Genomic DNA, 23548 nt, shown 5'->3' on the forward strand with positions numbered 1-23548 from the left:
GGCCCTGCGCTCGGCCCGCTTCATGTGCGCAGCACCATGCCGCCGAGCGTGAGGCCCGCCGCGCTGCCCAGCAGCAGCACGCGCGAGCCGGGGCGGATGCGACCCCTCGTCAAGGCCTCGTGCAGCGCGGTCGGGATGGACGCCGCCACCTGGTTGCCATGCGTCGCGTAGATATCGACCAGCGCGCCTTCGCGCAGCTTGAGCCGCTGCGCCGCGTGCTTCATGGACAGGTGGCTGGCCTGGTGCGGCACCAGCACGTCGATGTCCGACAGCGTCAGGCGCGCCGGGTCGAGCAGGCGCTGCAGAAAGCCTTCGAGCCGCGCCGAGGCCAGCTTGAACACACGCTTGCCATCCATGCGGAACAGAAAGTCGCCCGGCGTGGCCCCGGCGCGCGGGGTGGCGCGGGTGCCGCCCGCGCGGATCTCGCAGAAGGCGACGCCGTCGGGGTAGGTCTCCAGCCGCTGCGCGGCGATGCCCGTCGTGCCAGTGTTGGAGCGCTCGACGATCACCGCCGCCGCGCCGTCGCCGAAGAGGTAGGCCGATTCGGCATCGGCCCAGTCGATGCCGCGCGAGGCGAGGTCCGACGCGACGATGGCGATGCGCCGGTGCACCCCGGCCGCCAGCAGGCCGCCCGCCACCTGCAGCGCGGCCACGAAGCTCAGGCACGAGGCGCCGACGTCCATCGTCGCAGTGCCGGCGGGCAAAACGCCTTGCGCCAGCAACCGCGCCGCCGTGCCGGGCAGGGCCTGCTCGGGCACGCCCGAGGCGCCGATCAGCAGGTCCACCGAAGCGGCCGCGATGCCGCCGCGCTGCAAGGCGTCGCGCAAGGCCTGCGCGGCCAGGGCCGACTGGCTCTCGCCGGGCTCGGCATGGTGCCGCCAGCGCACGCCCGACTTGCGTTCGACGGTGCCGGCGGGCAGGCCCAGGCGGGTGTCCAGCGCGTCGGACGTGACGCGGTGTGTCGGCAGGGCCTTGCCGGTGGCGATGATCTGCAGGGGAACCATGCGGGTTCTGTGTCGGTGCGATGACCGCGATGAAAACAGGTGCGGGAGTGTTGCGAGCGCCTCGTTTCACCACAAGCACCCGATCGGGCGGCATGCCGGGGTGCGTCCGCGGGTATCGCCACACGCCACTTGGCCGCCGCCGGCCGGGCCCAGCAGGCTGTGTTGGCAGGCGGGGGCGATGTGTCCCTAAGATCGCCCGGTCTTGTTGCTGCTGCGCTTGTGCCGCTGCCTGCCATGCCCATCTCCCGCCGTCCTGCCGCGCGCAAACCGCTGCTCGCCAAACCCTCGCTGCCCGATGCCTTGCGCGAGCGCCGACACAAGTTGTTGCAACGTCACCGGCTCGACGCCGGCCTCTCGCGTCGCGCCACGGCCGGGCGCCCGCGCGCGGCTCCGGGGTCGGTTGGCGCGGCCGTCGGCCTGGGGCTCGGCGGCATCGGGCTCTTCATCGGCTGGTTGCAGGGGCTGTGGCCGCTGGGCGTGGCCGGGGCCGCACTCGCCGTGGGCAGCGGGGTCTGGGCCTGGCGCACGCGGCCCGCACCCACGGCGGGGCCGATCGCCAGCGCCTGGGATGCCGAGGCCGCAGCGCGCCTGGACACCACCCTGCAGCGCTGCGCCGAGCAGTTGCCGGCCGAGGCGCTGGCGGTGCTCGAACGCCTGCAGGCGACGCTGGCGCGCATGGCCGGGCCCTTGCAAAGCGGGGCCGTCGAGCCGCCCTTCCGCCCTGACGACGCGCTCTTCATTGCCGAGCTGATGCGGCGCTACCTGCCCGATTCGGTCGAGGCCTACCTGCGGGTGCCGGCGGCCCAGCGGGCGGTGGCGCTGGCCGATGCCGGGGCCTCGGCGCAGCAACTGCTGGTGCAGCAGCTCGAAGAACTCACCGCCCAGCTGACCCCGCGCGAAGCCCGGCTGGTCGAGGGACAGGCGGCGGCCTTGTTGCGCCAGGGGGAGTTCTTGCGGGTCAAGCGCGGCGACTGAACCACCACCCCGCGCCCCACGAAAAAGAGCGCCCCGCGGGGCGCTCTTGGCATGCGGGGCCGATGAACGGCCCGGGGGTGGTCAGCGGCCCGGCTGGGTGTCGGGGGCGGCTGCGGCGCCACCGACCACGTCGGCCTCGTGCTTGTCGCGGATGGTCTTGGCGATCGTGAAGGTCGATGAGATCAGGAACAGCCAGCTCACGACCATGTACGACTTCTGCCAGTCCTGGATGGTCATGCGCCACAGGCCCCAGGCCGTCAGCGACACGGCGGCCGCGAAGCCGACCCAGACGATGGCGATCCAGCCGCCGGTGTCCACCTGGCCGTCGCGGTTGTCGCGCTGCGTCTTGGCGACCGCGAAGGCCGCGAACAGGCAGAAGAAGAAGCCGATGGCCAGGAACGCGCGGTCGAGTTGTTCGCTGGGCAGTTGCCAGATGCCGGCCGCGCAGGCCAGCAGGGCCAGGCCGAAGGAAACCCAGACCTGGACGATCCAGCCGCCCGTGTCGCGGCGATAGACGATGCGTTCGCTCATTTGCCCTTCCTCACTTTCGGTTGCTTTGGTGGCGGCGCCAAGCTTCAGCGCCGGGGCGCATTGTGGGTGCGCCGCGGGCGAGCACCACCGGTGGATTCACCGGGTGCATGGCACAGCCTGAAAAGCATCGCCACGCGATACCGGCGGGCGCCGGCGGCTAGCATCGCCGCCCATGAGCACCACCCTCGACCTCATCAAGGCCCTGAAGACCGAACTCAAGACCGCCGGCATCACCTACGCCGACCTGGGCGAGGCCCTGGGCATGGCCGAGTCGAGCATCAAGCGCGTGTTTGCCAAGGGCGACATGCCGCTCTCGCGCATCGACGACATCTGCCGTGTGCTCAAGCTCGACTTCGCCGAGCTGGCCCGCAAGGTCGCCGACGCGCAGCCGTTGCGCCGCGAACTCACGCTTGAGCAAGAAAAGGCCGTCGTTGCCGACCGCAAGCTGCTCTTGGTGGCCATCTGCTGCGTGAGTCAGTGGACCTGCGAGCAGATCCTCGCGACCTACACCTTCACCGAGGCCGAGGTCGTCAAGCACCTGGTGCAGCTCGACCGCCTCGACATCATCGAGCTGCGCCCGCTCAACCGCTACCGGCTCAAGATCGCCAAGGGCTTTCGCTGGCGGCCGCACGGGCCGGTGATGGAGTTCTTCCGCGGGCACGTCGCCGACGACTACTTCAGCGGCGGCTTCGACGCCGAAGGCGAGACGCTGATGCTGGTGCACGGCCAGATCAGCCCCAGCCTCGCCGCCACCTTCGTCGAACGCCTGCAGCGCGTGGGGCAGGACTTCGCCCAGCAGCACCTGGCCGACCAGAAGCTCGCCCCCGAGCAGCGCCGCCCCTACACGCTGGTGGTGGGCATGCGCTCGTGGCTGTTCGCGGCCTTCCGCGACCTCAAGCGCCCGGCGTGACAGGTGATCGCCGGCCGGGCGGGCGTCGGCCGCTAAACTCCGTCGCCCTCATTTCTTGATCGAGACCGCATGACCCGACCCCTTCAGGAACTGTTGACCAGCAACCGCCAGTGGGCGAAGAAGATGGAGGCGCAACGCCCGGGCTTCTTCACCGGCCTGCTCCAGCAGCAGGCGCCGCAGTACCTGTGGATCGGTTGTGCCGACAGCCGCGTGCCGGCCAACGAGCTGGTCGATCTGCTGCCGGGCGAGCTGTTCGTGCACCGCAACGTTGCCAACGTGGTGGTGCATTCCGACCTCAACTGCCTGTCGGTGATGCAGTTCGCCACCGACGTGCTGAAGGTCAAGCACATCATCGTCGTCGGCCACTCGCGCTGCGGCGGCGTGGCGGCGGCGCTCGACGACCGCCGCGTCGGCTTGGCCGACAACTGGATCCGCCACGTGCAAGACGTGCGCAACCGCCACCGCGCTTGGCTCGACACCCTGCCCTTGGCCGACCGCGTCAATGCGCTGTGCGAGCTGAACGTGGTCGAGCAGGCGCTCAACGCCTGCCAGACCACCATCGTGCAAGACGCCTGGGCCCGCGGGCAACAAGTCGCCGTGCACGGCTGGGTCTATGGCCTGCACAACGGCCTGCTCGAAGACCTCAGCATGAGCATCGGCTGCTACGACGACATCGAGCCGGCCTACGCGAAGGCGCTGGCCACGGTGTTCGCTCGCTACCCCGCCGGCCCGGTGGCGACGGGCTGAGCACAGCGCACGCGCGCCGTCAGCGTGTGGCCGCTGCGCAGCGCGCGGCGTAGCTGGCTTCGAAGCGCTGCAGGTCGGCCTTTTCGCCCTCGGTCATCGAGGCGATGCGCTGACGGCGTGTGGCCAGGTTGCGTTGCAGTTCGCGGCACCGGTCCCGCTCGTCCTGGGCCATCTGCCGCTCTTGCTGGCGCGCCCGGGCCTCGGCCTGTTTCTGCTCGTGCCGCGCGTGCCACTCTTCGCCCAGGCGCTGGTTGGCCTGCATGTCGTCGTCGCGGCACTTGTGCTGGTACTCGAGCTGCAGCTGGTTCAGCTCGGGCCAGCGCACACCGCGCGAGGGGCCGGTGCGCATCGCTTCCATGATCTGGGCGCAGGCCGGGCTCAGGTACTTGGCATGCTCGGGCAGGGGCTGCGGCGGCGGCAAGCTGTCGCTGTAGCTGCGTGACGGCCGCGTGGGCGGCGGTGCGGGGGCTGCCCCGCGCACGCCGAGCGCCGGGGTGGTATCGATGGGGCAAGGCCGGTCGGACCAGTGCTGCACGCCGGCCGCGTTGGTGCAGCGGTGCAAGCGTTGCGCCACGGCCGGCGCGGCCAATGCGGTGCCCAGGGCGACGGCGCAGGCCAGCTTCGCGGGGGTGCGGGGCCAGGTGCTCATGTCTTGTTGCTCCCTCGATCTCGACTCGTTCTCGGCGCGCAGTCTAGCCACCGGCGCCGGCATCTCACCCCACCGCATCGGGGGCGTCGGACGCCTCAGACACGTTTGTCAGCGAAGGCTCACCGTCGCGCGCTTCCACGCCGGGTCTTGCCACTTGCCGAACAGCGCCAGCAGCGAGGGCGTGCTGGCCTGCTTGTCGATGGCCAGGGCGTCGAGCGTCATCACCTCGAAGCTGCGGCGCAGGCGGCCGTCGGCGCGCAGCTCGCGGGCCAGCAGCAGTTTGTTCGTGCCCGGCACCCAGCCGGCGAATTCGAGGTAGCCGAGTTCGGGCGCGGTCGATGCCGGCGGCAGCACGTCGAGCGCCCAGCCATCGGCGGTCTTGCGAAACACCCACAGCTCGCGCCAGCCTTCGAGCGGCTGCACGGCCAGCGTGGCGGCGCGCTGGTCGGGGCTGAAGCTCGCGGAGGCGATCCACGCGACTCCCCAGGTGCAGCGTTGCGCCAGCGGTGCGGCACCGGGGCGCGCGCGGCCGTCTTGCAACTGCACGCAGGTCTGGCCCGGTTCGCCGGGTTGCGCGACCAGCCGCAGCTGGGTGCCGCTGGCCGTGCGCACGGGTTCGGCCGCCCAGCGGCTCGCGCCGACGCGCAGCGCGGCTTCGCTGTAGTCGAGGGCCTCGCTGTCACTCAGCTCGGCCTTGTTGACGCCGGCCAGCTCGTCGAGTGCCCGTTGCGCGGCGGGCTGCGCGGCCTCGCCCTTGCGCGCGCGCTGGAAGGCCAGCGACGACCACACCCCGGCGCGGCGCATGCGCAGGCGGTTCTTGTCGGTCTCGTTCAGCGTGGCGAAGGCCGGCGCGTCGATTCGGTCCAGCACCTCGGCCTGCCAGGCGTCGAGTTGCTGGCGCTGCAGGGGCGGCAGCGCCGGGTCGGTGCAGTCGGGCCGCGTCAGCGCGAGGGCGGCTTGGGCTTTTTGTGCGGCGCTGGCGGCCGGCATGGCGAGCACGCGGCGAAAGGCCTCGCCGTCGTAGCACAGGCGCATCGTGCCCTCGTGCTCGTAGCTCTTGAAGGTGACGCCGTAGTGCGTGGCGACCTCGAGGTGCGCCGACACAACTTCGGCGCCCTTGCCCTGCCGTGCGGTGGCCCGCCGCGCCAGGCGCTCGGCCATCTGGCCCAGCGCGTCGAAGGGTTCGGCGTCGATGGCGCTCGCGGGCGCGGCCTTCAAATAGGCCGCGGTGTAGGCGATGCCCAGGGCTTCGGCGCCGGGCGTGTCGCGCACGAAACGCAGCACCGACAGCAGTGCGGGGGCTTCGTCGGGCTTGAGCGTGGTCTTGCGCACCGACGTGGCCTTCACCCAGCCGGCGCGTTCGCGCCGGTGGTCCCAGACCTGCACATAGCCCATGCGCTCACCGCGCACTTCGAGCGCGTCGCCCTGCCACATCACCGCCTGCTGGGCGGCCGAGTCGCGCGGCGCGTTGCGCAGCGCGGCCTGGTCTTGGGTCACGATGGCCAGCGTGAGCGTGGCGGCGGCGGCGGCGGTGGCGAACATTTATTCGGCCTCCGACGCGTTCTGTGCAGCGGCGGCTTCGGGGGCCGGCGCCCCGCCCACCAGGCCGGCGGCGATGAAATTGCCGTTCGTGCCGGGGGGCGCGATGATCACCTGGATCTTGTCCGACAGCTTGTCGGCCACGGTCTTCTGGATCAGCAGCGGGTGGCGGCTCAAGAGCGCGCCGTCGCGGGCCATCTGCTCGCTGGCGATCTTGCCGACGCGGTCGAGCCGGTAGGCCTCGGCGTCGGCCAGCTTCTGGCGCGACTCGGCTTCGCCGCTGGCTTCGATGCGGCGGGCCTGCGCGTTCGCCTCGGCCATCTTCACGCGGGTCTGCTTCTCGGCCTCGGCCTCGAACTGGCGTTGCTCGATCTGCTTCTGCTTGAAGGGCAGCACGTGCTTCATCGCCTCTTCTTGCGCCTTCGCGGCGATCACCTGCTCGGCGGCCGACGCGGCGGCGGCGGTCTCGCGGCGCACCTTCTCGGCCTGCGCGTCGAGCTCGGTCTCTTTCACGCGCTTGGCCTTCAGTTCGAGCGTGTAGCGCATCTTCTCGGTCTCCAGCTCTTCGGCGAGCAGCTTGTCCATGCCGGCGCGGTATTCGTCGGGCAGCTGCACCTGGCCCATCTGCACGCTGCGCAGCACGATGCCGTCGGCGGCCAGCTTGCCGCGCAGTTCACCTTCGATGGCCTGCTGGATCTCGACGCGCTTGCTGGAGAAGATCTCGCGCACCGTGTAGCGCGCAAACACCTTGTAGATCACGCCCTGGACCGCCGGCTGCACCACCTCGCCGCCGATGTCGGCCGGCAGCTTGCGGGCCATCGTCGAGATGCGCGCCGGGTCGAGCGCGTAGCGCACGGCGAGGTCGGCGCCGAACGACAAACCCTCGACCGACTGGAACGGGGCCTCGCCCTTGGCCGCCGGACGGTAGGTCTGGTCGCGCAGCGAGAAGATGCGCAACTCGTGCACCGCGGGCAGCACCAGGGCCGTGCCGTCGCGCAACTCGTCGATGCCGCCGGTGAAGAGGTTGGTGCGCACCCCCACCTCGCCCGCCGGGACGGTGCCCATCGGCGGGTGCTTCACCAGCGCATAGGCGCTGATCGCCGCGATGCCCACGCCGATGATCACGGCGCGCGAGTCGATCAGCGCGCGGCCCAGGCGGGCGGTGCCGTGGGCCAGGCCCTGTGCGCCGCGGCCGAAGGCCTGGCGGATGGCCTCGGTCGTCGCGTGGACCTTCGAGGCCGGGCTGCGGGTGCTGTCGTCGGGGGTGTTCAGGGGGTTGCTCATGTCCTCGCTCCTTGGGTTGCCGAGAGGGGTGTCTCTCTGGAAAGCCATTCTTCGAACCGAGGGCGGAGCGCTCAATGCAGCCGCGGGGCGTCTTCGTTCGCGCGGGCGGAAGGTGCGCGGCGGGGGGCGGAAGAAATCTTCACGCGGCCTGGCGAGGCCTGGCTTTCATAATCCCGCGCAGCTCGGGTTCCGTTCGGGCTGAGGTGTCGAAGCCCCGAGAAGAAGGACCGAGAGTCATGCCCACCGTCGCCGTCATCGAAGACGACCTGCCCATGAGCAACCAGCTCAAGGGCTGGATCGAAGCCGCCCGCCCCGGCATCGTGGTGCACCAGTGGTTCACGCGCGACGACGCCGAAGCGGCACTGGCCCGCGAGCACTACGACGTGGTCGTGCTCGACATCGAACTCGGCCGCGAGCGCCACGCGGGCGTGGCCCTCATCAACACCATCAACAAGCAGCGCGGCACGCCGGTGCTTGTGGTGTCGGCGATGCCGGCGGCCATCTACCGCAGCATCATGAAGGCCCTCGATGCGTGGGACTACCTGCAGAAGACCACCTTCGAAGAGGCCGATTTCATCGACACCTTTCTTGAGATCCTGCGTGCGGCCAAAGACACCCAGCAGGCCGCCGCCCCCGCCGCGCCGGCCCCGGTGGCCAACGAGCTGTCGCTCGACCCGCTGCGCCAGGCCGCGCCCATGTGGCGCGGGCAACGCGTCAACCTGCCGCTCACGGCGCAGCGCATCCTCGCCGTGCTGCACCAGAAGCGCGGCGAGGTCGTGAGCTACGAAGACCTCTACCAGGTGGTCAAGAGCGGGCGCAACCGCGACAACATCCGCAAGCACGTCAGCACCATCCGCGATGCGCTGCGCGAGATCGAACCCACGTTCGACGGCATCGAGAACGTGCCGATGCGCGGCTTCCGCTGGGCCGCATGAAGCTCTTCGACCTGCGCCGGCGTGTGCCGATCCGGCTGCGCTTCTTCTTTCGTGCGGCCTTCGCGCTGCTGGCGCTCGCCACGCTGGCGCTGGCCGTCACCGTGCTGCGCGAAGAAAAGCAGCGCGCCCAGCGCAACGAGCTCGAAGCGCTGAAGCAATTGCAGGCGCAGATCAGCGCCCGATTGCGCCACCCCACCGGCCAGCTCGCGCTGCTCAACCTCGCCAGCGCCGACCGCCCGATGCCGCCGGTGCGGCCCTGGCTCTTGCCGCTGTCGGCCATCGGCTTCGACGACAAGACGCGCGCCCAGCAGGCGGTCGAGATGACCGGCTGCGAGCTGCGCTACCCCGACACCTCGACCCTGTGTGTCGCGGTCGGCAACAACCCGGTGGCGGGCGGCTTCATCTACGTGATCGGCAGCTTCGTCACGGGGCCGCTGGCCGCGCACGCGCCGGGCAACCTCGACATCAGCACCGCGCACCGCGTGCACATCGAGGTGGCAATGCGCGGCGAGCGCTACGCGTGGGTCGCGCCCTACGAAGACCTCGCCGATGCGCGCGGCCCCGGCCGCCAGGGCCGCCTGACCGGCTTCGACGCGCACCAGCCCATCACCCACGGCACGAAGCAGGTGCGCGACTTTCGCGGCTGGCTGTGGCAAGACGGGCGCTGCCTGGAGCCCGGTGTTCAGTCCAGCGCCGGGCCCGCCGCCGACCCGCAGATGTGCCCCCAGCGCGCCTTCATGTCGGTGCGACTGCCGATCGACATCTTCCGCATCGACCTCGCCAACAAGCGCCTGGTGTGGCCGCCGCCCGACCTCGACGCCATCGACGTGAAGGTGCGCGTGCTGCCGCCCGGCGACGGCGCCCCGCTCTTCGACAGCGACACCCCCGGCGCCCAGCGCGCCTTCGCCCTCAACGACCTGCGCGAGCTGCTGCGCCCGGGCGAAACGCTGAGCCTGCGCCGGCTCGCCGCCGATGGCGCGGTGCGCGGCGACGCGCTGCAACTGCGCGGCGCGCTCGACGCCGAAGAGCGCACCTCGCCCTGGCTGGTGCGCCTGATCCAGCGCCTGCCGGTGGACCGCGACGCCCAGCCCGTGAAGCTCGAAGCGCGCGAGGTCATTGCCACCGCCATCGGCCGCCACGAGCTCGTGCTGACCGGCGACCCGCGCCTGCTCGACCGCAACCTCGCCGCGGTGGCGACGCGCCTGAGTGGCTTCGTCGGCGCCATGCTGGCGGCGGTGATCCTCACCTGGCTGGCCATCGAGCTGCGCATCATCCGCCGCATCACGCTGCTCACCAAGCGCGCGGCGCAGGTCTCGGGGGGCGTGCGTGGCAGCGACGGGCTGGCCAGCCTCGACCTGTCGGACCTGCGTGGCAGCGACGAGCTGGGCGTGCTCGCGCAAGGCCTCAAAGACCTGCTGCAACGCGTGAACGACGACGTGCGCCGCGAGCAGATCCGCGCCGAACAAGAAAAAGACCAGTGGCACGCGGTCGGCCACGAGATCATGTCGCCGCTGCAGTCACTGATGGTTTTGCACGCCGACCCGGGCGACCCGAGCCACCGCTACATCAGCCGCATGCAGCAGGCCGTGCGCGTGCTCTACGGCCAGGCCTCGCCGAGCGAGGCCTTCGAGGCCACCACGCTGCAACTGCAGGCGATGGACCTGCGCGAGTTTCTCGCCCACGTGGCCGACAACGCGCCGCATGCCGGCATCGAGCAGGTGCTGTTCGACGACCGCGAGGGGCCGCCCGTGCGCGTGCGCGCCGACGAGTACTCGCTCGAAGACGCGATGACCCACGTCCTGCGCAACGCCCAGCGCTACCGTATCGCCGGCACGCCGATCCGCATCGGGCTCACGGTCGAGGGCCCCGTGGCCTGCGTCAGCATCCACAACCAGGGGCCGGCGATCGCCGAGGGGCTGATCGAACGCATCTTCGAATACGGCGTGTCGGACCAAGCCGCTGGCGAGGCCGAAGGCCAGCGCGGCCAGGGCCTGTTCGTGGCGCGCACCTACCTGGCCAAGATGGGCGGCGCGATCAGCGCCCGCAACGTGCCCGGCGGCGTCAGCTTCGAGATGCGCTGCCCGCTGGCGCCGCTGTGAGCCGGTCCATCACCGCGACCCCCCAAGGGAGGAGAAACGAATGAACGATCGCAACCTGTACGCGCCACCGAAGGCCGCCATCACCGAGGTGAAAGCAGCGCAGTGCGCCCGCGAGGGCAAGTCGGTGGTGGTGCACGTGGGCAGCGACCTGCCGCCTCGGTGCATCGTCTGCAACGCCCCGGCGCTGCAGCCGGTCAAGGCCAAGAAGGTCTACTGGCACAGCCCGTGGCTTTATGCGCTGGTGCTCGTGAACATCTTGCTGTACCTGGTCGTCGCCCTGCTCGCGCGCAAGTCCTTCGAGGTGTCGGCCGGCCTGTGCGAGCAGCACACCACAGCGCGCAAGCGGCGCGTGGGGGGCCTGCTCGGAGTGGGTGTCGCGGCGATGGTGTTCGCCGGCTTCACGCTGGCGGCCGACGAGGGGGCGCTGGCCATCGTGTTGTTTCTGGTCGCGCTGGCCACGCTGGTGGTGGCCGCCATCGCCGGGCGCCGCGTCTACCCGAAGAAGATCACCAAGACCTACGCCAAGCTCGGCGGCTGCAAAGAGCCCTTCCTGGCCTCGCTGGAGTGAGCGCCCGAGGCCATGGAGCTGTACGTCTACCCCATCCTCGCGCTGCTGTTCGTCGGCCTCTTCACGCGCGAGGTCATCGGCCCGGCCTCGCGCAACCGCTGCGACCGGCGCTGGCTGCTGCTCTCGACCGGGCTGGGCGCGGCCACCGTGCTCACCACGCTGGCCATCGGCCACGTGGCCGACGAGACCGTGCAGCGCCACGCGCTTTTCCACCTGGGCGCGCACGTGCCCGATGTGGTCGTGGGCGCGGCGAGCTTCCTGCTCACGAGCTTCGTCTTCTACTGGTGGCACCGGGCGACGCACCGCTTCGACACGCTGTGGCGCATCTTTCACCAGTTGCACCACAGCGCGCGCCGAGTCGAGGCGCTGACGGCCTTTTATGCGCACCCGCTCGACTCGGCCGCGGCCGTGCTCATCAGCGCGTTCTCGAGCTACCTGGTGCTCGGCGCCTCGCCGCTGGCGGCGGCCTTCGCGCTCTTCTTCACCGGTGCGTTCGACCTGCTGCTGCACAGCGACCTGCGCACGCCGCGCTGGCTGGGCTATGTGCTCACGCGGCCCGAGCAGCACACGGTGCATCACCAGCATGAGCACCACGCACAGAACTACGGCCTGCCGGTGTGGGACCTGCTCTTTCGTACCTGGGCCAACCCGGCGGATCGCGTGACGAAGCTCGGCTTCGACGACGACAAGGCCGAGCGCATCAGCGACATGCTGATGTGCCGCGACGTGCACAAGGTGCCGTGACGCCTGCCGCCGCGTGCCGGGGGCTCACGCGCCCTGCGGAATGCGCGCCTCGTACGCCGCCTTCAGGCGCACGATGTTCGGCCAGAAGCCCTTGGGTTCGACGCCGTCGAGCCGCGCGCGCAGCACCGCCAGGTGCGCGTGCCAGCCGGCCGACACGTTGAGCATGTCCTTGCGGCTGGGCAGGCGGCGGTGGGTCAGCGTCAGCAGCACCTGGGTGCCGCGCGGGCTCAGCTCGAAGCTCACCTCCGAGGGCTCGGGCGAGGCGGCATTCCACAGGTAGCTCAGCCGGTGCGGGGGTTCGCAGGCGGTGATGCGCCCGGTCATGCGCTGCGGGCCGCCATGGGCTTCGAACTCGGGCGGCGGGCCGCCGTCGTTCGGCGTCAGCCGGTTGTTGTGGAACAGGTGCTCGACCGCACCGCCGGGGCTCAGGTCCATCTCACCCGACGACAGCCATTGCGCGCGCTTGTCGCTGTCGGTGAGGTAGGCCCACAGCCGCTCGATGGGGCCGGGCATCAGGCGCTCGATGCGCAGGGTGTCGGGGGCGGTGATTTGCCCGAAATCGTCGAAGGTGTTCATCGCGGGGTTCTCCGTGGGTTGCGGGTGGGGGGTGGCTGGGCGGCGGCGTCTTCGGCCTTGAGCAGGGCTTCGAGGGCGTCGAGGCGTTCGGTCCAGAAGCGTTCGTAGTGGCGCAACCACTCGACGCCGGCGTGCAGCGGCTGCGCGTTGAGCGCGCACACGTGCGTGCGGCCTTCGATGTGGCGTTGCACGAGGCCCGCGCGTTCGAGCACCTTGATGTGCTTCGACGCGGCGGCCAACGAGATGTCGAAGGGCGCTGCCAGCTCGCCCACCGAATGCGGGCGCACCGAGAGCGTGTCGAGCATCGCGCGGCGGGTCGGGTCGGCCAGCGCGTGAAAGGTCGCGTCCAGCGTGTCGTTCAAATGTTCAACCATGTGGTTGAATTTATGGGCAACACATCGAATTGTCAACCGCTTGGTTGAGCAATTTTGTGAACCGACCGCGTCAGCCCGGGCGGTGGTGGTTCAGCGGCGCCGGCCGATGGCCGCGACCGGCACGGCGACTTCGCGTGCCGGCTGTGCACTGCGGGCGCGCAGTTGGCCGCAGCCGCCGTCCACGTCTTGCCCGGCCGACTGACGCAGGCGCGTCAGCACGCCGCGGCGGTTGAGCGTGCGGGCGATCTCGGCCGTGCGTTCGGCCTCGGGCCGCGCGTAGCCCAGGCCCTCGTTGGTGTTGTACGGGATCATGTTCAAGATGCCGTACTTGCCCTTCAGCAGCGCGACGATGCCGTCAATCTCGTCCGGCGTGTCGTTCACGCCGTCGAGCAGCGTCCACTGGTACTGGATCGGGTAGCCGGTGGTGCGTGCATAGCGCTCGCCAGCGTCCACCAACTCGGCGGGCGTCATGCGCGGCGCACGCGGCAGCAGGTGTTCGCGCAGCGCGGCGTCGGTGGTGTGCAGCGACAAGGCCAGCGCCGGCTTGACCGGCCCGAGCGGCAGGCGCTCGAACACGCGCGGGTCGCCCACGGTCGAGAAGACGAGTTGCTTGTGGCCGATGCCGCCCTGCGTGCCCAGCAGCTCGATCGCGTCCATCACGTGTTCGAGGTTGTGCGCCGGTTCGCCCATGCCCATGAAGACGACCTTCTTCACCGCGCGGCGTTCACGCGCGCGCACCACCTGGGCCACGATCTCGCCGCTGGTCACCTGGCGCAAGAGGCCGTCGCGCCCGGTCATGCAGAAGCGGCAGCCCACCGCGCACCCCACTTGCGTGGACACGCACACGCCGTCGCGCGGCAAGAGCACGCTCTCGACCGTCATGCCGTCTGGCAGCGCAATCAGAAGGCGGGCCGAGCCGTCGTCGGCCGGGTGTTCGGACTGCACGCGGGCGAGCGCGCCCAACTCGTCCATCAGCGCCGGCAGCGCGTCGCGCACCGACTGCGGCAAGAAGTGCTCGGGCTTCTTGCGCCCGTGGTCTTGCGGCAGGGCGTGGGCCCACAGGCGCAGCACGCGTTGTTCGTGCGGCGGCAGCGCGCCGGCGTCACGCAGGCGTTGGCGGATGAGGTCGAGGCGCATGGGGTGGCGATTGTCGGTGCGCGGCACCCCCGTGCGCTCAGGCGCCGATCACGCCGCCGTCGTCGCGCCGGATCGCCACCGTCGCCGAGCGTGGGCGCCCGGCCCCGTCGGGCCACGACGAAAAGCGCATCGGCTCGGCGGGGTCGCTGATGTCGCTCGGCGTTTCTCCCGGGTGCTGGATGTTGACGAACATCGTCGTGCCGTCGGGCGTGAAGGCGCAGCCGGTGACCTCGGCGTGCACGGGCGCGGTGAGAAAGCGCCGCACCTCGCCGGTGGCGGGGTCGCAGGCCAGCATCTGGTTGTGGCCGAGGCCGGCGAACTCGCCCCGGCCCAGCTGCGAGGCGTGCGCATCGGTCTGCACCCACAGCACGCCGCGCGCGTCGCGCGTCAGGCCGTCGGGGCAGCCGAAGGCATCGACCGGGGCGCCGCTGGATGCCGGCCCGCCGGCCAGCAGCAGGTGCTGCCAGCGGAAGGACGTGGCGTCGAAATCGACGTCTTCCTGCCAGCGGATGATGTGGCCGAGCGTGTTGGCCGTACGCGGGTTGGCGGCGTCCACGCCGGGCCAGCCGGGCGCGCCGCGCGCGCTGTTGTTGGTGAGGGTGCAGAAGACTTCGCGCCGCTCGGGGTCGATGGCCAGCCACTCGGGGCGGTCCATCGGCGTGGCGCCGAGCAGGTCGCTCGCGCGGCGTGTGTGCACCAGCACGTCGGCCGCATCGGCCAGGCCGTTGGCGGCCGTCAGCGGGCCGTGGCCGTGCACCAGCGGCAACCAGCGGCCGGTGCCGTCGGCGTCGAAACGCGCGACGTACAGCGTGCCGTGGTCGAGCAACTCGCGGTTGGCCTGCGCCGCGCTCACGCCCGGGCGGGCCGGGGCGATGGCGTCGCGGCTGACGAATTTGTAGATGTATTCGAAGCGTGCGTCTTCGCCCGAGTACACGACCGCGCGCCCGCTTTGCGTGACGGCCACCCAGGCGCCTTCGTGGGCGGCGCGGCCGAGCGCGGTGCGTTTGATGGGCGCGGCGCCCGGGTCCATCGGGTCGAGTTCGACGATCCAGCCGAAGCGGTGGAACTCGTTCGGGTGGCGCGTCGCATCGAAGCGCGCGTCGTGCGGGGCCCAGCCCATGAAGCCGTTCTTGCGCAGGCCGAAGCGGCGCTGCAGGGGCGTGATCGCCTCGCCGCCGTCGAAGTAGAAAGCGAAGTTCTCTTCGCCGCTGAGGTAGGTGCCCCAGGGTGTCATGCCGGCGGCGCAGTTGTTCAGCGTGCCGAGCACGGTGCGGCCGGCCGGGTCGGCCGCCGTGCGCAGCAGCGCGTGGCCGGCGGCGGGGCCGCCCAGGCGGCAGGGCGTGCGTGCGGTGATGCGGCGGGCGTACGGGCTGGGCCGCACCGCCCGCCACTGGCCTTGCACGAGCCGCAGCTCGACCACCGAGATGCCGTGCGCCGCCTGCGACTTGGCGACCTTCTCGGCCGTCCACGGCTGCACGCCACCGGGGTGCAGCAGGCCGTCGTCGGTGTACTCGTGGTTCATCACCAAGAGGCCGTGCGTCGCGCTGCCGTCGAGGGCAAAGAAGTGCAGGCCGTCGTGGTGCATGCCCAGCTGCGCGGCCTGCTCGGCGGCGCTGTTCGAGGCGTCGGCCCGCCACGCCGGCATGTCGTTCAACAGACCGACCGGCTCGCCCCAGGGCAGCAGTACCTGCGCGCGGTAGCCCTCGGGCACCACGACCGCATCGGCCGTGCCCACCGGCACCGGCTGGAAGCCCAGGCGCGGGGTGATGGCGCGAGGCGCGCTGGCGATGTTCGTGCGCGCGCAGCCCGGCAGCATCAAGCCAGCCAGCGCCGACAGCCCACCGGCGACGAGCACGCGGCGCGTCGGGTCCGACAGCGCATGGAAGCCCGGGTGGCCCGAGTCGTTGCTGTCTTCCAGGGTGCCGAAGTCCTTGCTCATCGGGGCACTATGGCATGGGCCGGCGGCCCCCCGCGCCAACGAAAACGCCCCGCCGAGGGCTCGACGGGGCGTGGCTCGCAGGCGCAGCGATGGCCTCAGGCCGCCTGCACCTCGATGCGGCGTGGGCGCGCCTTTTCGAGCTTGGGCACGCGCAGCTGCAGCACGCCGTCTTTCAGGTGGGCTTCGATGCGGGTCGTGTCGAGCTCGCGGCTGAGCGTGAAGCTGCGGCGGTAGCGCGGGGCGCGCAGCTCGACGTACACCGGCTCGACCTGGGCGGTGTCGCCCAAGGTGATCGGCGCGTCGAGCGTCAGCGTCTCGCCATCGACGCGCACCTGCAGGTCTTCCTTGCGGGCGCCGGGCAGGTCGGCCAGCAGCGTGATGCCGGCTTCGTCTTCGAACACGTCCACCGGCGGCACGAGGGCCGGGCCTTCGTGCGCCTGCGCAGCGCGCGCACCTGCGGTGGTGGTGTTGACGGTGGTGCCGGTGCTGGAGGGGGTCAGGGCGTTGGGGCTGTTCATGGCGTCATCTCCTGAATGCATGGGGTGGATGCGGACCGTCACTGCACGTCGATGCGACGCGGCTTCGAGGCTTCGCGCTTCTGGATGCTCACGCGCAGCACGCCGTCGCGGTAGGTCGCGCTGACGCGGTCGGGGTCCACGTCGTCGGGCAGGCTCACGACGCGGCGGAAGTTGCCGGTGCCGCGCTCGCGGGCGTACACGTTGACCTTCGGGTCGCCTTCGGCGGGGCGCGGGTTCTTGCGCTGGCCGGCCAGGGTGAGCAGGCCCTTGTCGATGGTGACTTCGAGTTCGCGGGCGTCGATGCCGGGCGCGAACGCATAGACCTCGACGGCCTCGGGCGTCACGCCCATGTTGATGGCCGGAAAGCCGCCCGAGCGGCCGCTCGCCCGGATGCTCGACGGCCCGGGGCGACCCGAGAACAGCTCGTCGAACTGGCGTTGCAATTCATCGAGGCCGGCGAAGAAGTCCGACGGCCGGCTGGGGTTGGTGGCGTACATGGTGGGCACTCCTTTCGTCTCCAGGCTGAGGACGGGAAGGCGGGCCGCCAGCGCGGCCCGGGCCATCCCGGCGGCGCGTGTCTTCAGCGCCTGTACCGGGACATAGGGATGCACACCGCGCCCTTCAAGGGGCGCTGTTCGTGGGGTTTTGGACGCCGCGCGCGCTCAGCGCAGCAGCGAGGCTTCGAGCCGCGTGACCATGTCGATCAGCTTGGGCCGCACCTCGTTCAAGAGGTAGTCCTTCGACAGGTTGAACGACGGGCCGCCGACGTTGATGGCCATCGGCGGCAGCCCGTTGCCGGGCTGGAAGGCGCGCGCGATGCCGTTCACGTCTTTCTGCCAGTCACCGAACGAGCAGGTGACGCCCAGCGTGCGGTAGTCCTCCAGCGAGCGCTCGATGCCGTCGCGGATGTCGGGCCAGGCGAGCTCGTCCAGCTCCTGCACGCGCTCCATGAAGTCCTGGCGCTCGCGTTCCGAGATGGCCGCGAGCCAGGCCCGGCCGATGGCCGAGGGCGCGACCGGGATGCGCGAGCCGACGTCCATGCTGAGCGTCAGCGCGGCCGAGCTGCGGGTGTTTTCGATGTAGATCATCGAGAAGCGGTCACGCGTGCCGAGCGACACGGTCGAGCGCGTCGCGTCGGCCAGCTCTTGCATCATGGGGCGGGCGATCTGGCGCACGTCCAGGCGGGCCAGCATCGCGCTGCCCAGCGACAGCGTCGCGGTGCCCAGGCGGTACTTGCCGCTGTCTTCGACCTGGATCAGGTAGCCGAGCTTGGTCAGCGTCGAGGTCAGGCGCGACACGGTGGACTTGGGCAGCTGGCAGCGCTGGGCGATTTCTTGGTTGCCCAGCGCCTTGTCGCCCGAGCGGAAGCAGGCCAGCACCTCCAGCCCGCGCGCCAGCGCCGTCACGAAATGACGGTCTTCCTTGTGGCGAGGCTCGCCGCCGCTCGTGCGCCGGGCAAGCTTGCTGGGGTTGTCGATCTCCATGTCGTGCACTCTCCCTAAAGTCGCTCAAAGTGGAACACAAGTCTGCACAACGAATGTGCCCACCGGCCGGCCGGCGCCCGCGCCCGGGGCTGTCTCGGCCTGCGGATCATCCTGCATCCAGAGGGGGCGACCCATGCGGACACACCGCAAGTTGACAGCCGTTCTGCACCCAGGAACAATTTGCCGGATGTTTTTATAGGCAGAATATTGTTCCGCATTGCAGGCCTTTGTCAAAGGGCTGCGTTCAGGAGACGAGTCAATGAGTGAGGCAACTCCCGCCCTGCGCCTGGGTTTGGTCGGCGCTGGCGTGATGGGCATGGGCATCGTGCAGATCGCAGCGCTGGCCGGGCTGACGGTCAAGGTGCATGACGCGCGTGAAGGCGGCGCCGCACAAGGCGTTGCGAAGTTGGCGCAAACATTGCGCGGCTTGCAAGAGAAAGGCAAGCTCAAGCCCGAGGTGGTCGATGCGGCGCTCGCCCGCGTTAGCGCCGTCGGCAGCCTCAAAGAGCTGGCCGACAGCGACCTCGTCGTCGAAGCCATCCTCGAAGACCTGAAGATCAAGCAGGGCCTGTTCGCCGAACTCGAAGCCCTGGTGCGGCCGGACGCGATCCTCGCCACCAACACCTCGTCGCTGTCGGTCACGGCCATCGCCGCCGGGCTGAAGCACCCGGGGCGCGTTGCCGGCTTCCACTTCTTCAACCCGGTGCCGCTGATGAAGGTGGTCGAGGTCATCGACGGCCTCTTGACCGACCGCGCCGTCACCGACCGCCTGCTCGACCTGGGCCGGCGCATGGGCCACACGGCCGTGCGCGCGAAAGACACGCCGGGCTTCATCGTCAACCACGCCGGCCGGGGCTACAACACCGAGGCGCTGCGCCTGGTGTCCGAAGGTGTGTGCTCGATCCCCGAGGCCGACGCCGTGCTGCGCGACCTGGCCGGCTTCCGCCTGGGCCCCTTCGAGCTGATGGACATGACCGCGCTCGACGTGTCGCACCCGGTGATGGAATCCATCTACCAGCAGTTCTACGAAGAGCCGCGCTTCCGGCCCAACCCGCTGACGCGCCAGATGCTGGCCGCCGGCATCGTCGGCCGCAAGGTCGGCCGGGGTTTCTACCGCTACGAAGGCGGCCAGAAAGAGGTGATCGCCGAGGCGCCGGTGCCGCAGGTCGCGAAGCCGTCGCAGGTGTGGGTGGCGCCCGATGCGCCGCAGGCCATCGTCGATCTGGTCGAGGCCCTGGGCACGCGCGACAGCGGCGTGACGCCGGGCGCGAGCAGCCTCATCGTCGTCACGCCGGTCGGCGAAGACACCACGACCGTCGCCCTGCGGCTGGGCGTGGATCCGGCGCGCACGGTCGGCATCGAGTCGCTGTTCGACCTGAGCAAGCGCCGCGTCGTGAGCACCAACCCCGCGACCACGCGTGAATGGCGCGACGCCGCGCACGCCTTCTTTGCCGCCGACGGCAAGCCGGTCACGGTGATCCGCGACAGCGCCGGCCTCGTCGCCCAGCGCGTGGTGGCGACCATCGTCAACATCGCCGCCGACATCGCCCAGCAGCGCATCGCCACGCCCGGCGACATCGACCGCGCCGTGTCGCTGGGCCTGAACTACCCCTTCCCGCCGCTCGCCTGGGGCGACAAGCTCGGCGCGCGCACCGTGCTGACCATCCTCGAACGCATGGAAAGCTTCTACGGCGACCCACGCTATCGTGCGAGCCCCTGGCTCAAGCGCCGCGCGCTGCTCGGCCTGTCCCTGCTGGCGGAAGAAGCCTGATCGAGATTCAAGGAAAGAACCATGGACCTGACCTTCACCCCCGAAGAACAAGCCTTCCGCGAGGAAGTGCGCGCCTTCCTGCGCGACAAGCTGCCCGAGCACATCCGCAACAAGGTGCGCAACAGCCTGCACCTCACGCGCGAAGACCACGTGCTGTGGCAGCGCACGCTGCACGAACGCGGCTGGGGCGGCCCCGGTTGGGCCAAAGAATTCGGCGGCCCGGGCTGGAACTCCGTGCAGCAGTACATCTTTGATGAAGAGTGCTCGGCCGCCGGTGCGCCGCGCCTGATCCCCTTCGGCATCAAGATGGTCGCGCCGGTCATCATGGCCTTCGGCAACAAGGCCCAGCAAGACCGCTTCCTGCCCAAGATCAGCTCGGCCGAAGAGTGGTGGTGCCAGGGGTATTCGGAGCCCGGCTCGGGCTCCGACCTCGCCTCGCTCAAGACGCGTGCCGTCAAGGAAGGTGACTTCTACATCGTCAACGGCCAGAAGACCTGGACCACGCTCGGCCAGTACGCCGACTGGATCTTCTGCCTCGTGCGCACCGACCCGGCCGCCAAGGCGCAAAAGGGCATCAGCTTCTTGCTGATCGACATGAAGACGCCGGGCATCACCGTGCGCCCGATCATCACGCTCGACGGCGCGCACGAAGTCAACGAGGTCTGGTTCGAGAACGTCAAGGTGCCCGCCGAGAACCTGATCGGCGAAGAGAACAAGGGCTGGACCTACGCGAAGTTCTTGCTGGGCCACGAGCGCAGCAACATCGCCGGCATCGGCATGGCCAAGCGCGAGCTGGCGCGCCTGAAGCGCGTCGCTGCCACCGAACAGAAGCGCGGCCGCCCGCTGCTCGAAGACCCGCTGTTCTCGGCCAAGGTCGCCGCGCTCGAAATCGACCTGATGGCGCTCGAAATCACCAACCTGCGCGTGCTGTCGGACGAAAAAGAGCACAAGGCCCCCGGCCCCGCCGCGTCCATCCTGAAGATCAAGGGCACCGAGATCCAGCAGGCCATCAGCGAACTCTTGCTGCAGGCCGTGGGCCCCTACGGCCTGCCCTTCATCAAGGAAGCGCTGGCCGCGGGCTACCAGGCCGACCCGGTCGGCCCGGCCTACGCCGGCTCGCTGGGCGCGCACTACGCCAACCTGCGCAAGCTGTCGATCTTCGGCGGCTCGAACGAAATTCAAAAGAACATCATTTCCCAGCAGCTGCTGGGTCTTTGATCGACGCAAGGAACGAACATGGACTTCAGCTTCAGCGAAGAGCAGTTGCAACTGCAAGACGCCGTCACCCGCTTTGTGCAGGGCGACTACAGCTTCGAGACGCGCCGCCACATCCTCGCCACCAACGAAGGTTGGAGCCGCGAGGTATGGCAAGGCCTGGCCGACCTGGGCGTGCTGGCGATGAACATCCCCGAAGAGCAGGGCGGCCTGGGCTACGGCCCGATCGAAACCTTGCTCGCCATGCAGGCGACCGGTGCGGCGATGCTGGCCGAGCCGCTGCTGGCCAGCGGCGTGATCGCCACCGTGCTGATCCGCGACTTCGGCGATGTCGCCGCCAAAGACCAGCTGCTGGGTGCGATGGCCACCGGTGAGCGCATCGTCGCCGTCGCGCACGGCGAAGCCGCCGCCCGAGGCGAAACGCTGTGGGTCGAGACCACTGCGAAGGTGGCTGGCGACCATGTGGTGCTGAACGGCCGCAAGGCGGTCGTGCTGCATGCGGCCCAAGCCGACGAGCTGATCGTGTCGGCCCGCGTCAGCGGCGCCGCTGGCGACCTGGCCGGCGTGAGCCTGTACCGCGTGCCGCGCGCCGCCGCCGGCCTCACCGTGCGCGACTACGGCACGCTCGATGGCCGCCGCGCCGCCGAAGTCGTGCTGCAAGACGTGAAGCTGCCTGCCTCGGCCCGCCTGGGCGCCGAAGGCCAGGGCCTGCCGGCGGTCGAGAAGGCGCTCGACATCGGCCTGGCCGCGCTGATCGCCGAAGCGGTCGGCACGATGCAGGCGACGGTGGACGCGACCATCGAATACCTCAAGACCCGCCAGCAGTTCGGCCAGCCCATCGGCCGCTTCCAGGCGCTGCAGCACCGCACCGCCGACATGCTGATGCACCTGGAGCAGTCGCGCTCGATGGCCTACCTCGCCGCGATGGCCTGTACCAACGCCGACGACGACGCGCGTCGCAAGACGCTGTCGGCCGCCAAGGTCACCATCGGCAACGCCTGCCGCTTCATCAGCCAGCAGTCGGTACAGTTGCACGGCGGCATGGGGATGACCGACGAGCTGAACGTCAGCCATTTCTTCAAGCGCCTGGTGGCGGTCGAGCTGAGCTTCGGCGACACCGACACGCACCTGCAGCGCTTCGCGCAGATCAGCCAGCGCGATGCGCTGCAACAAGCGGCGGCGTGACAGCGTCCAGTAGGTGACGGCGGGCGGATTTTTTCGCTCACACAATCCGTTGGCTTGACAAGGTCGGGCTGGGAGGTCGAAGGTCGGTAATGGCTTCGATCCCCAGCCCGACCCACATCCAGAACACACACCACGCCGCTCACCCCTCCCCGGAGACCCACCATGGCCCAAAGCACCGTTGCCTTCCAATGGGACGACCCCCTGCTGCTCGACGACCAGCTCACCAGCGACGAGCGGCAGATCCGAGACGCCGCGCGCGCCTACGCGCAGGACAAGCTGGCCCCGCGGGTGGTCGAAGCCTTCCGCCACGAGAAGACCGACCCGGCGATCTTTCGCGAGATGGGTGAACTGGGCCTGCTGGGCCCGACCATCCCCGAGCAATACGGCGGTGCCGCGCTCAACTACGTCTGCTACGGCCTGATCGCGCGCGAGGTCGAGCGGGTCGATTCGGGCTACCGCTCGATGATGAGCGTGCAGTCGTCGCTGGTGATGGTGCCGATCAACGAGTTCGGCAACGAGGCCACCAAGCAGAAGTACCTGCCCAAGCTCGCCAGCGGCGAATGGATCGGCTGCTTCGGCCTGACCGAACCTGACCACGGCTCCGATCCCGGCAGCATGGTCACGCGCGCCAAGAAGGTGGCCGGCGGCTACAGCCTCACCGGCGCCAAGATGTGGATCAGCAACAGCCCCATCGCCGACGTGTTCGTCGTGTGGGCGAAGGACGACGAAGGCGCGATCCGCGGCTTCGTGCTCGAGAAGGGCTGGAAGGGCCTGAGCGCACCGGCCGTGCACGGCAAGGTCGGCCTGCGCGCCAGCATCACCGGCGAGATCGTGCTCGACAACGTGTTCTGCCCCGAAGAGAACGCCTTCCCCGAGGTGCGCGGCCTGAAGGGTCCGTTCACCTGCCTCAACAGCGCGCGCTACGGCATCGCCTGGGGGGCGCTGGGCGCCGCCGAAGACTGCTGGCACCGCGCGCGCCAATACGTGCTCGACCGCAAGCAGTTCGGCCGCCCGCTCGCGGCCAACCAGCTGATCCAGAAGAAGCTCGCCGACATGCAGACCGAGATCACGATGGGCCTGCAAGGCTGCCTGCGCCTGGGCCGCCTGAAAGACGAGAACAAGGCCGCCGTCGAGATCACCTCGATCATGAAGCGCAACTCGTGCGGCAAGGCGCTCGACATCGCCCGCCTGGCGCGCGACATGATGGGCGGCAACGGCATCAGCGACGAGTTCGGTGTGGCGCGCCACCTGGTCAACCTCGAAGTGGTGAACACCTACGAGGGCACGCACGACGTGCACGCGCTGATCCTCGGGCGCGCGCAGACGGGCATCGCGGCGTTTTCGAACTGAAGTTCTTGCGCGTC

Annotated in this window: 23 protein-coding genes; 11 read left to right on the forward strand and 12 right to left on the reverse strand. The window is 70.0% G+C overall.

The features are described from left to right. Window positions 1–20: 20 nt before the first annotated feature. Window positions 21–1004, reverse strand: a complete 984-nt coding sequence (locus AC1KAT_RS18665; protein ID WP_480328475.1) for a 3-oxoacyl-[acyl-carrier-protein] synthase III C-terminal domain-containing protein — start codon at window positions 1002–1004, stop codon at window positions 21–23. 234 nt (window positions 1005–1238) lie between these two features. Here AC1KAT_RS18665 and AC1KAT_RS18670 point away from each other — a divergent pair, with 234 nt between their 5' ends. Continuing rightward, window positions 1239–1979: a hypothetical protein gene (locus AC1KAT_RS18670; RefSeq protein ID WP_480328476.1), complete on the forward strand. Its 741-nt coding sequence runs from the start codon at window positions 1239–1241 to the stop codon at window positions 1977–1979. Between the two features lie 81 nt (window positions 1980–2060). Here AC1KAT_RS18670 and AC1KAT_RS18675 read toward each other — a convergent pair whose 3' ends face one another. Further along, window positions 2061–2510, reverse strand: coding sequence for a YiaA/YiaB family inner membrane protein (locus AC1KAT_RS18675; protein WP_480328477.1), 450 nt, complete (start codon window positions 2508–2510; stop codon window positions 2061–2063). A 172-nt stretch (window positions 2511–2682) separates the two neighbouring features. On the opposite strand from AC1KAT_RS18675, the gene AC1KAT_RS18680 reads away from it, so the two are divergent. Both AC1KAT_RS18680 and can read left to right on the forward strand, forming a co-directional pair. Further along, window positions 2683–3420: a helix-turn-helix domain-containing protein gene (locus tag AC1KAT_RS18680; protein ID WP_480328478.1), complete on the forward strand. Its 738-nt coding sequence runs from the start codon at window positions 2683–2685 to the stop codon at window positions 3418–3420. A gap of 69 nt (window positions 3421–3489) precedes the next feature. Next, window positions 3490–4167: a carbonate dehydratase gene (gene can, locus AC1KAT_RS18685; protein ID WP_480328479.1), complete on the forward strand. Its 678-nt coding sequence runs from the start codon at window positions 3490–3492 to the stop codon at window positions 4165–4167. A gap of 19 nt (window positions 4168–4186) precedes the next feature. Here can and AC1KAT_RS18690 read toward each other — a convergent pair whose 3' ends face one another. The 3 genes from AC1KAT_RS18690 to AC1KAT_RS18700 form a co-directional block, all read right to left on the reverse strand. Beyond that, window positions 4187–4816 (reverse strand): hypothetical protein, encoded by a 630-nt coding sequence (locus tag AC1KAT_RS18690; RefSeq protein WP_480328480.1) that lies wholly within the window; start codon window positions 4814–4816, stop codon window positions 4187–4189. Window positions 4817–4924: 108 nt separating this feature from the next. Further along, window positions 4925–6358, reverse strand: coding sequence for a hypothetical protein (locus tag AC1KAT_RS18695; protein WP_480328481.1), 1434 nt, complete (start codon window positions 6356–6358; stop codon window positions 4925–4927). Continuing rightward, entirely contained in the window at window positions 6359–7639 is a 1281-nt protein-coding gene (locus tag AC1KAT_RS18700) for a prohibitin family protein (protein WP_480328482.1), read from the reverse strand. A gap of 236 nt (window positions 7640–7875) precedes the next feature. On the opposite strand from AC1KAT_RS18700, the gene AC1KAT_RS18705 reads away from it, so the two are divergent. The 4 genes from AC1KAT_RS18705 to AC1KAT_RS18720 are packed head-to-tail and all read left to right on the forward strand — an operon-like array spanning window position 7876 to window position 11985. Then, complete coding sequence (locus tag AC1KAT_RS18705; RefSeq protein ID WP_480328483.1) at window positions 7876–8574, forward strand: response regulator transcription factor; 699 nt, start codon at window positions 7876–7878, stop codon at window positions 8572–8574. Next, window positions 8571–10673 (forward strand): sensor histidine kinase, encoded by a 2103-nt coding sequence (locus AC1KAT_RS18710; protein ID WP_480328484.1) that lies wholly within the window; start codon window positions 8571–8573, stop codon window positions 10671–10673. Before AC1KAT_RS18705 ends, AC1KAT_RS18710 begins: the two co-directional genes overlap by 4 nt. A gap of 40 nt (window positions 10674–10713) precedes the next feature. After that, complete coding sequence (locus AC1KAT_RS18715) at window positions 10714–11241, forward strand: hypothetical protein (protein WP_480328485.1); 528 nt, start codon at window positions 10714–10716, stop codon at window positions 11239–11241. A 12-nt stretch (window positions 11242–11253) separates the two neighbouring features. Next, on the forward strand, window positions 11254–11985 hold the full coding sequence (locus AC1KAT_RS18720; protein WP_480328486.1) for a sterol desaturase family protein: 732 nt from the start codon (window positions 11254–11256) through the stop codon (window positions 11983–11985). A 24-nt stretch (window positions 11986–12009) separates the two neighbouring features. On the opposite strand, the gene AC1KAT_RS18725 is transcribed toward AC1KAT_RS18720, so the two are convergent. From AC1KAT_RS18725 to AC1KAT_RS18755, 7 genes are all read right to left on the reverse strand, one after another. Then, a complete protein-coding gene (locus AC1KAT_RS18725; RefSeq protein ID WP_480328487.1) occupies window positions 12010–12561 on the reverse strand; it encodes an SRPBCC family protein in 552 nt (183 codons plus the stop codon). Beyond that, complete coding sequence (locus tag AC1KAT_RS18730) at window positions 12558–12935, reverse strand: ArsR/SmtB family transcription factor (protein ID WP_480328488.1); 378 nt, start codon at window positions 12933–12935, stop codon at window positions 12558–12560. Before AC1KAT_RS18730 ends, AC1KAT_RS18725 begins: the two co-directional genes overlap by 4 nt. Window positions 12936–13025: 90 nt before the next feature. Beyond that, entirely contained in the window at window positions 13026–14072 is a 1047-nt protein-coding gene (locus tag AC1KAT_RS18735) for an RNA methyltransferase (protein WP_480328489.1), read from the reverse strand. A 37-nt stretch (window positions 14073–14109) separates the two neighbouring features. Beyond that, entirely contained in the window at window positions 14110–16011 is a 1902-nt protein-coding gene (locus AC1KAT_RS18740; protein WP_480328490.1) for a PhoX family protein, read from the reverse strand. 95 nt (window positions 16012–16106) lie between these two features. Beyond that, window positions 16107–16529 (reverse strand): Hsp20/alpha crystallin family protein, encoded by a 423-nt coding sequence (locus AC1KAT_RS18745; RefSeq protein WP_480328491.1) that lies wholly within the window; start codon window positions 16527–16529, stop codon window positions 16107–16109. A gap of 38 nt (window positions 16530–16567) precedes the next feature. Further along, entirely contained in the window at window positions 16568–17026 is a 459-nt protein-coding gene (locus AC1KAT_RS18750; RefSeq protein WP_480328492.1) for an Hsp20/alpha crystallin family protein, read from the reverse strand. Between the two features lie 165 nt (window positions 17027–17191). Beyond that, window positions 17192–18013, reverse strand: a complete 822-nt coding sequence (locus AC1KAT_RS18755) for an IclR family transcriptional regulator (protein WP_480328493.1) — start codon at window positions 18011–18013, stop codon at window positions 17192–17194. A gap of 259 nt (window positions 18014–18272) precedes the next feature. On the opposite strand from AC1KAT_RS18755, the gene AC1KAT_RS18760 reads away from it, so the two are divergent. From AC1KAT_RS18760 to AC1KAT_RS18775, 4 genes are all read left to right on the forward strand, one after another. Next, window positions 18273–19784, forward strand: a complete 1512-nt coding sequence (locus AC1KAT_RS18760) for a 3-hydroxyacyl-CoA dehydrogenase (protein WP_480328494.1) — start codon at window positions 18273–18275, stop codon at window positions 19782–19784. Between the two features lie 21 nt (window positions 19785–19805). Beyond that, entirely contained in the window at window positions 19806–21002 is a 1197-nt protein-coding gene (locus tag AC1KAT_RS18765) for an acyl-CoA dehydrogenase family protein (RefSeq protein ID WP_480328495.1), read from the forward strand. An 18-nt stretch (window positions 21003–21020) separates the two neighbouring features. Continuing rightward, window positions 21021–22184, forward strand: a complete 1164-nt coding sequence (locus tag AC1KAT_RS18770; RefSeq protein WP_480328496.1) for an acyl-CoA dehydrogenase family protein — start codon at window positions 21021–21023, stop codon at window positions 22182–22184. A gap of 162 nt (window positions 22185–22346) precedes the next feature. Further along, on the forward strand, window positions 22347–23534 hold the full coding sequence (locus tag AC1KAT_RS18775) for an acyl-CoA dehydrogenase (RefSeq protein ID WP_480328497.1): 1188 nt from the start codon (window positions 22347–22349) through the stop codon (window positions 23532–23534). Window positions 23535–23548: the final 14 nt, after the last annotated feature.

This window comes from Piscinibacter sp. PDB5-1, assembly GCF_056676035.1.